General features: G+C 31.4%; 1 protein-coding gene. It reads left to right on the top strand.

The features are described 5' to 3' along the window. The first annotated feature begins 345 nt into the window (after window positions 1–345). Window positions 346–789 (top strand): transposase, encoded by a 444-nt coding sequence (locus AC07XN_RS24490; protein WP_494744952.1) that lies wholly within the window; start codon window positions 346–348, stop codon window positions 787–789. The last annotated feature ends 151 nt before the right edge of the window (window positions 790–940 follow it).

Here is a 940-nt window from a genome sequence, read left to right as displayed (position 1 = left end):
TTGATAATCAATCCTTATCTCTAGCGAGGGACTTAAGTCCCTCGCTAGAGATAAGGGCTTCAACGCTTGGTTTTAAAGACTATTTATGTACATTTAACCTAATTTAATCAATAATAACATTTCCATTTCAACTTTTTAAAAGATGTAGGTAATCAGTAGGACTTAAGTTCCTCGCTAGGGATAAGGATTGAAAGCTCGCTCGCTTTATCATGTTGGGCGACATACGCTTGGTCTGAAAATTGAATTATGAAATATTATTTTAAAAAATTAATTGACTCCCTTTCAAAATTGATAGCTAGAATTTATTATTTTTATTAATACTTAATGAAAATAGCATATACACTAATGAATACATACCGTAGCTACATCAATATTTGGGTTCACCTCATCTGGACAGTAAAGAAACGAGAACCCTTGCTTTATAAAAATTATCGAACAATGTTATGCAAACACATCCTTGAAAATGGAAGACAACAGGATATTTATGTGGATATGATTAATGGCGTTGAAGATCATATGCATTGTTTAGTTAATGTAAAATCTACACAAGACATTGCAACTATCAGTAAATATCTAAAAGGTGAGTCATCGAAATGGATTAATGAAAATGGTTTTGTTCAAGGGGTATTTGAATGGCAAGAAGGCTATGGAGCATTTTCGGTTAGTCCGAGTATTGAACATTTAAAAAGGGTAAGAAACTATATTAAAAATCAGGAAATACATCATGGGAAATATTCTTTTAAAGATGAAATGGATACTTTGAAAGGAATGATAGAATATTGTATCTAGCGAAAGACTTAAACCTTAATAATTATCCACATATCAATAAGTGCTTGATTATCATATTTTTATCACTAGCGAGGGACTTAAGTCCTACTGATTACCCACAAGTATATAAATAACTAATAATCAATATCTTATCTCTAGCGAGGGACTTAAG

Source organism: Arcicella sp. GW458-12-2-14-TSB2 (genome assembly GCF_059423785.1).
The sequence above is the reverse complement of the archived record's forward strand: the minus strand, read 5'-3'. Positions and strand labels throughout refer to the sequence as shown.